At 59.7% G+C, this 6,779-nt stretch carries 4 protein-coding genes; 1 reads left to right on the top strand and 3 read right to left on the bottom strand.

Going from position 1 to position 6,779, the window contains the following annotated elements:
- Positions 1–1,943: 1,943 nt before the first annotated feature.
- Entirely contained in the window at positions 1,944–3,254 is a 1,311-nt protein-coding gene (locus VOM14_RS28335; protein WP_327632021.1) for an MFS transporter, read from the bottom strand.
- Entirely contained in the window at positions 3,251–4,450 is a 1,200-nt protein-coding gene (locus VOM14_RS28330) for a M20 aminoacylase family protein (RefSeq protein ID WP_327632020.1), read from the bottom strand. Before VOM14_RS28330 ends, VOM14_RS28335 begins: the two co-directional genes overlap by 4 nt.
- A 132-nt stretch (positions 4,451–4,582) precedes the next feature.
- Here VOM14_RS28330 and VOM14_RS28325 point away from each other — a divergent pair, with 132 nt between their 5' ends.
- The gene (locus tag VOM14_RS28325) at positions 4,583–5,503 is read left to right on the top strand and encodes a LysR family transcriptional regulator (RefSeq protein WP_327632019.1); all 921 of its coding nucleotides are present in this window, start codon (positions 4,583–4,585) and stop codon (positions 5,501–5,503) included.
- Between the two features lie 903 nt (positions 5,504–6,406).
- Here VOM14_RS28325 and VOM14_RS28320 read toward each other — a convergent pair.
- Positions 6,407–6,769 carry a ligand-binding protein SH3 gene (locus VOM14_RS28320; RefSeq protein ID WP_327632018.1) on the bottom strand — a complete coding sequence of 121 codons (363 nt, stop codon included), beginning with the start codon at positions 6,767–6,769 and terminating at the stop codon, positions 6,407–6,409.
- Between the last annotated feature and the right edge of the window lie 10 nt (positions 6,770–6,779).

The following is a 6,779-nucleotide window of genomic DNA, read 5'->3' as shown; positions in this document are numbered from 1 at the left end:
CCGCTTCGTCGACAAATCCAGACCAAGACCAAGCTGCGTCATCATGTTGCCCCTCACCAAATCCGCTCTGTTTCCAGGATAGCTCGGCAGCAACGTAATGTCAGGACTTTTGCAGATCTTCCTATACAGTCACCTGGCTGCCATAATTCCGGAATGAAGTCAGGCATCCAATCTCATAAGCCGACAGTTCCGGGCCGTGCCAAAAGGATGCGAAACATGGCTCTCTCATACGGTACTCGCCAGGAATTCACAAGTCATCGGTAGCGAGACGTGGGCTTGGGCAAGCCCTTCCCGGACATCGATAGCCGCCTTGTTATGTACCGGTGACAAAAAATACGCGACCTCGCAAACCGTTTGTAGTGCTATTCGAAATAGCGCAGGCGCGATGACCTCACTACAAGCCGCTGCATGCCGCACAAAGAAGTTCCCATCGGTCGTGCAATCGTTCGACACTCCAGCGTCGGGTTAACATACCGTCTCACGGTGCCTGCGCCTCGCCTCCCTTTGAATTCCTGGGGAACACCACGTGTGCGCATCACATGCTCCGTGCAACACCGCCCTCTTTTCCTGTCACTAGCGACCGGATCGCCAGACCCGACACCGTCCCCGGCAGCGGATAAATGACAACTTTTTTATCCTGCCTTTCAAACCTGAAGAAAATATTAAGGGTCGGCAGCTCGATGTTTCGAACTTTTACAAGACGCGATGACCGCGCTCATTCAAGATTGATCGCGACCGGGACGATCGAAACGCCTCTCGACATGTGTTGCGGCTCGCAATTCCCGTTAGCGGTTTTCACAGAACCAGTCTTTCGGCCGTTGACTCAAACTGTGCGCCATCGTGAGACGGCAATACCTGAATTCCTTACACTGATAGTCGTGCGCGCGAAGCAAGCCCGTTTGACATCACAGCAGAGTGCGCCCTAATGCCATCCATTGCCGTTCATGATCAACGAATGGAATGCTAACCCCGAAGAGACTGAAGCATTCCGCGTAACCTCCGTCATACAGCAAATCGGCGAACCTTCTGCCGCGCAAGCCAGATGCAATTCAGAAGAGGTCGAAGTCGCGGGTTCGAAGACTTCTCCCGTCGGTATTCAGTGAACGTCAGTTTGCTCAGCGGCCTTTAGCAAACGCGAGTCGGGCTCAAGTCGCGCTCATGCGTCGATTCGATCGCTGGACGGATATCGATCGAACAACGAGTATCGATTGCAAAACGTGAACTCTCGCAAGCTGAATCATCTCTTCGGCGGAGACGTCAAATATCCACCGACCATCCAGAATAGGTCCATGTCGTAAAGAAATGAATAGCAAAGCGCCGCCAGACAGCAGACAAACTACATTCGGCATCGCGCCCGACGTCCCTCCGCATCGAGATGCATCCAAACGGCCGTCAGCATCGCGAGATCGAACTTCCTGTCATCGGGCTCAGGGCTCCAAGGTCCGGAAGATGGTGGTCGAGCCATTCGATCCGCGACAACCGCTGCGACTTGGCGCCAGCCGCCCGGAATTCGTCGGCCGACTCGCCGACGACCACCTTATGCCCATTGCTGCGAAGGCAGCCGCATCAGATCCTATACTCGCTCCGACGTCGAGAACACTGGACAGGCGAGTTGGTATCAGATTCAAAATGGCCGCGTGACGCTCCGCAAGGGAAATGTTCCGCCATTGACTGACGAGTGGGGGAGCCGCCTCCACGCAGCCCTCGTACCGCTCGCGTTGATAGACACTCACTGCTTTCCAGCCGGGGTGATCCGAAGTTTGCCAGTTTGTCGCCGATCTGAAGCAATTGGGCCAACGCCCTGACCGGCGGACCTCCACCGGATGCGACCCGCTCGGGCCGCCGCATTGCAAGTAATCGTAACTAGGTTGCGCCGCGAGCCCGGGTCATGACGCGCGGACGTCATGGGGGCTCGCCGGCATGCACGCCGCCTATGCGCTACTTCAGTCGTCGAGCGCCTTGCCGCCCGTTTCCTCGAACATCGATACGGCGATCAGCGAGATCAACACGCAGGCGATCATGTACCACGCGGGCGCCATCTTGCTGCCTGTCGCGCGAATCAGCCAGGCCGCGACGAGTTGTGCCGTGCCGCCGAATGCCGATACTGCGATCGCATACGCACTCGACATATAGGTCGCCCGCAAATGCTTCGGGAAGTTCTCGGGCATCAGCGCGTAGGCGGGCGCGGACCCCATCGTGTAGCAGAACATCAGCACGATTAGGGAGGCCAGCACGACCGGCAGCGACGGAAAATGCGTCATCATCCAGAAGGCGGGGTACAGAAGCACGATTAACGCGATGCGGCCGATCACCGTCAACGGCTTGCGTCGTCCCATGCGATCGGACCAGGCGCCATAGATCGGGCACATTACGAGCGAGATGATGCTGGACGCAACGCCAGCGAGCATCGACATCTTCGCCGGCAAATGTAGGTACTGAATGCAGAACGTCGGCATGTAATACATCATCACATACGTCGAAACCGACATGCCCATGATAGCGAAGATCGTCAGAAACCAGTTGCGCACGTAGAGGCCGCGCTTAGGATCGTCGCGAGTCGCCACCGCTTTTTCGGCGGGCGTTTCCTCGCGGATATGCCGGCGCAGATAGATGCCGACCGGCGCGATCAGCGTCCCAAGCAGGAACGGAAGGCGCCAGCCCCAGTTGTGCATGGTCTCGTCGGACAGTAAGAAGCCAAGACTCGCCGCAAGGCTCGAACCGAGCAGCGCCGCCGCGCCCTGGCTCGCCAACTGCCAGCTCGCACGGAAACCACGGCTTTTCGCACCTCCCATTTCGAGCAGCGTCGCGGTCGCCGCGCCGAATTCGCCGCCCTGAGCGAAACCCTGCACGAGCCGCGCAACGACGATCAGCACCGGCGCCGCAAGCCCAATCTGCGCATAGTTCGGCGCAAGTCCGATGGCCGCCGAGCCGACCGCCATCAGCAGGATCGTGAGCGTGAGCGCGGGCTTGCGGCCCGCGCAGTCAGCGTAGCGGCCGAGCACGAAGCCGCCGAGCGGACGCATCACAAAGCCGACGGCGAACACCGCGAACGCAAGCAGGGACGACATGAACGGATCGTCCGATGGGAAGAACTGATGCCCGATCGTCAGCGCGAAATAGCTGTAGACGGTGAAGTCGAAGAATTCGAGCAGATTGCCGATGACCGCCGCCAATACGATCTTCCGCTGCTGCACGGGCGACATCTGCACGGCGTTATCGACTGGGCGGTAGAGGGTTTGCGTGGTGGCGCTCATGCCCGCTCCTTCGTCAGGAAGCGTTCAACGAGACGTGTCCAGAATGCCGCACCTATAGTGAGGTTGTCGTCATTGAAGTCATAGCGGGCGTTGTGCAGCATGGGACGGCCTTCGCCATTACCGAGGCGTACGAAACAGCCGGGCACTTTCTGCAGGTAGTACGCAAAGTCCTCGCTGCCCGCGATCGGCGGAAACGGCGCAATCACATGTTCTGGACCGACGAGCTCTTCCGCGATCTGGCGCGCAAATTCGGTTTCAGTCGGACTGTTGACGAGCACCGGATAGCCGCGAATGAAGTCGATCTCGGCCGTCGCCCCATATGCCTGCGCCTGCGATTCGATCAGCGCAAGGATGCGCGTCTCGAGCGTCTCGCGCACTGCCGGCGAGAACGAACGCACGCTCATCTCGAGCACGGCGTCTTCGGGAATCACGTTTGCCGCCTGGCCCGAGCGGAACGAGCCGACGGTGACAACCGCCGCCTCATTCGGATCAATGTTGCGCGACACCAGTGACTGCAGTCCCATCACGATGCTGCTGCCCACCAGGACCGGATCGACCGCCAGATGCGGTCGCGCCGCATGCCCGCCTCGTCCGATGACGCGCACCTTGACGGTATCGCACGCCGCCATCAGCGGGCCCGCGCGAAAGCCGAACGTGCCGACCGGCACTCCAGGATGATTGTGCAGTCCGAAAATCGCCTCGCACGGAAAGCGCTCAAAGAGCCGATCGGCGATCATGCGCTCCGCGCCGCTGTCAGCGCCCGCCTCTTCAGCCGGCTGGAAGATGAGGTGCACGGTGCCATCGAAATTGCGGGTCCTCGCGAGTTGCTGCGCCGCGCCGAGCAGGACGGTCGTGTGGCCATCGTGGCCGCACGCGTGCATCTTGCCGTCGTGGACGCTCGCGTAGTGGAGGCCCGTTTGCTCCTGGATCGGCAATGCGTCCATGTCGGCGCGCACGCCGACCGTGCGCTTGCTCGTCCCCGCCTTTAGCGAGGCGACGAGCCCATGTCCGCCGATGTTGCGCGTCACGTGATAGCCCCACGCTTCGAGCTTTTCAGCGACGAAGCGGGACGTCGCCGCTTCCTCGTATGACAACTCGGGATGCTGGTGGATGTGATGCCGAATTTCGTCGAGCTGCAGTCTCGCGGCGGCGAGATCAGCAACTTCGCAATAACTGCATTCGTGCGTTTCACTCATGGCGTGGTCTCCTCTTTTTTAAGCGCGCCCTTAGCAATGGTCAGAGTATTACATCGATGAAAAAATCGGCCGATGACTGAAATGCGTCCAAAATGTTGCCTTCAAGTCAACGGTAAGGGAGTCAGGTCACGAATGAACGACTGGATGGATGACATCGGCGAGCGGCCGCTCCGCTATCTCGCTGAGATTGCCGCGACGGGTGGCGTGCGGATGGCGGCGGAAACGCTCGGCGTGAATCCTTCGGTGATCAGCCGCCAGGTCGCGGCACTGGAGCGGCGGCTGCGCTTTCCGCTAATCGAGAGGCGCGGGCGACATGTGATCGTGACGGAGATCGGGCAGGTGCTGATTGACCACTATCACGACGGCCGGCGGCGCCGGCGCGATCTGGCCGGACGTCTGGAGGAATATCGGCACTTGCGACGTGGGCGCGTGGCGCTCGGCGTGGGGGAAGGATTCATCGGCAATCTGATCGCGCGGGCGCTTCAGCGCTTTTCGATGACCTACCCGGATATTCTGGTGGAAATCCGCTCAGGCCCGACGCCAGTGGTGCTCTCACTTGTGCGTGACGACGCCGTGGATATCGGTTTGTGTGCCCGCTCCGCCGACGACCCCGCGATGCGCATTCACCCGTTCGCACCGCGGCCACTGTGCGCTGTGGTCTCGCCCACGCATCGTTTCGCGTCGATGACGAACGTGCCGCCCGCCGAGTTGGCGAGCGAGCGGTTGATTTTCATGACAGAAGCGTTTGGCGTGCAGCATTTCGTGCAATCGCTGCTGGACGACGTCCGGCTGAATGTGATTCCTGCGTACCGCGTCGATCTGTTCAACACAGCGCAGACCCTAGCGGCGGCGGGGCTGGGCGTGGCGTTCATGTCGTCGATCACAGCGCAGCGCGGGATCAATCTGGGCGAGCTGATCGCGGTGCCGATCGATCATCCGATCGCGGCGGGATTCGCGAGTCAGATGATGACCCGCGTGGGTCGCCGCCTCTCTCCGGCGGCGGATCATTTGTGGAAGCAGCTGGCGCACAGTTTCGTGGCAGCGCAGACTTGACGCGCGGACGGACATCATTCGCATCGCGCTCCGACCGCGATGTCGCCAACGTGCCGACCTTCGTGCGTTAGAGGTATGGCAATCATGCGCCGGCTGCGACGGCGATGAGGCACGACTCGACTCTCGACGCGGAATTCGGCGACAAGGGATTTCAGCCAACTGTTTGTTGGTGAAACCGCAGGTTCCTTTACAAGCTTGCGGACGGTCCCAGCATTAAAGGCATTGCGCGACGGAGCGTCCACCATGTAGATCAAGGCCGGAAAGAGCCCCGGAGAGCATAGAGCGACCACTCGCCTTACACAAAGCTCCTGGCCGCAGATCGCGCTCTGCACGTGAGCGCATTGCGTGCACTCCCGGCGCGCGGCCCGACGCGCCGGGAGTGCATGGGACTTCGAGCAGGGCGTAATCGGCTGACGCCCGACGGCATGCCGAGCAATACGGAGGCACGCATGCCATCACGGCCTTCTGCGTAAAGCTGTCAAACGCGCCCGCACCCAAATCGGGCACGATCATCCCCAGCACGACATATTTGGAGTCGTTCATCTGGCACAGTCTCATATCAATATCGAGCGCGCCGTGTGCCAGCCGGTTCGCCTATAGAGGCACACTTCGAGCGCCGTGCCGAAAGCATTTAATCTGCCCAACGATGCGCCGATCTATCTGGCGGGACCGAAAACGCACACTATCCATCAAGAGCACCAGTAGATGACGGGCAGGCTATCGGAAGCTTTATGCAGCAGATCTGTTGAAATTGATTGGCCGTAATGGTGAATCACCAGCAGGGCTGGTTTTTGCGCGCGATCCGGAACTGGTCGTTCGGTTTCACGAACCTCGAATGTTGGCCACTTCTCTTTCCAGAGCCTACGTGGTCGCGTTTTTATCAAACGCACGTATCGGCGTGTATTAGACCCCTGACGTTGCGGGCAGATATAACAACAGCACGCTGACCACAAGTAGCCCTGCGCCCAAGAGGACTCGAAGTGAAACGGCTTCGCCGGATGCAATACCGAACAGCAGAATTTCGAGGATGGTCACGGCGACCATCAATGGATAAGCAACGCTCAATTCGACGCGCTTGAGAGCCAGCGCATAAAAGGCGAATCCGGCACCGTATGCCCCGATCGCAGCCAATCGATAGAGCAACGGCCGACCGCTGATTCCAAGAACCAAGGTATCGCTATGCACTATTACCCGCCCTGCGAGGCGCAAAAGAATACTCGCCAAGGCACTGCATGTGCCACTCAGAAAAAGATAAAGAGGTTGCATGTAGGAATGG

It is taken from the genome of Paraburkholderia sp. MPAMCS5, assembly GCF_036016995.1.
Classification (GTDB): Bacteria; Pseudomonadota; Gammaproteobacteria; order Burkholderiales; family Burkholderiaceae; genus Paraburkholderia.
This window is presented reverse-complemented; position numbering and strand designations above follow the sequence as displayed.

What these genes read in the sequence shown, in the direction of transcription:
- VOM14_RS28335 (WP_327632021.1), bottom strand. Translation starts at nt 3,254, where the DNA reads ATGAGCGCCACCACGCAAACCCTCTACCGCCCAGTCGATAACGCCGTG.
- VOM14_RS28330 (WP_327632020.1), bottom strand. Translation starts at nt 4,450, where the DNA reads ATGAGTGAAACGCACGAATGCAGTTATTGCGAAGTTGCTGATCTCGCC.
- VOM14_RS28325 (WP_327632019.1), top strand. Translation starts at nt 4,583, where the DNA reads ATGAACGACTGGATGGATGACATCGGCGAGCGGCCGCTCCGCTATCTC.
- VOM14_RS28320 (WP_327632018.1), bottom strand. Translation starts at nt 6,769, where the DNA reads ATGCAACCTCTTTATCTTTTTCTGAGTGGCACATGCAGTGCCTTGGCG.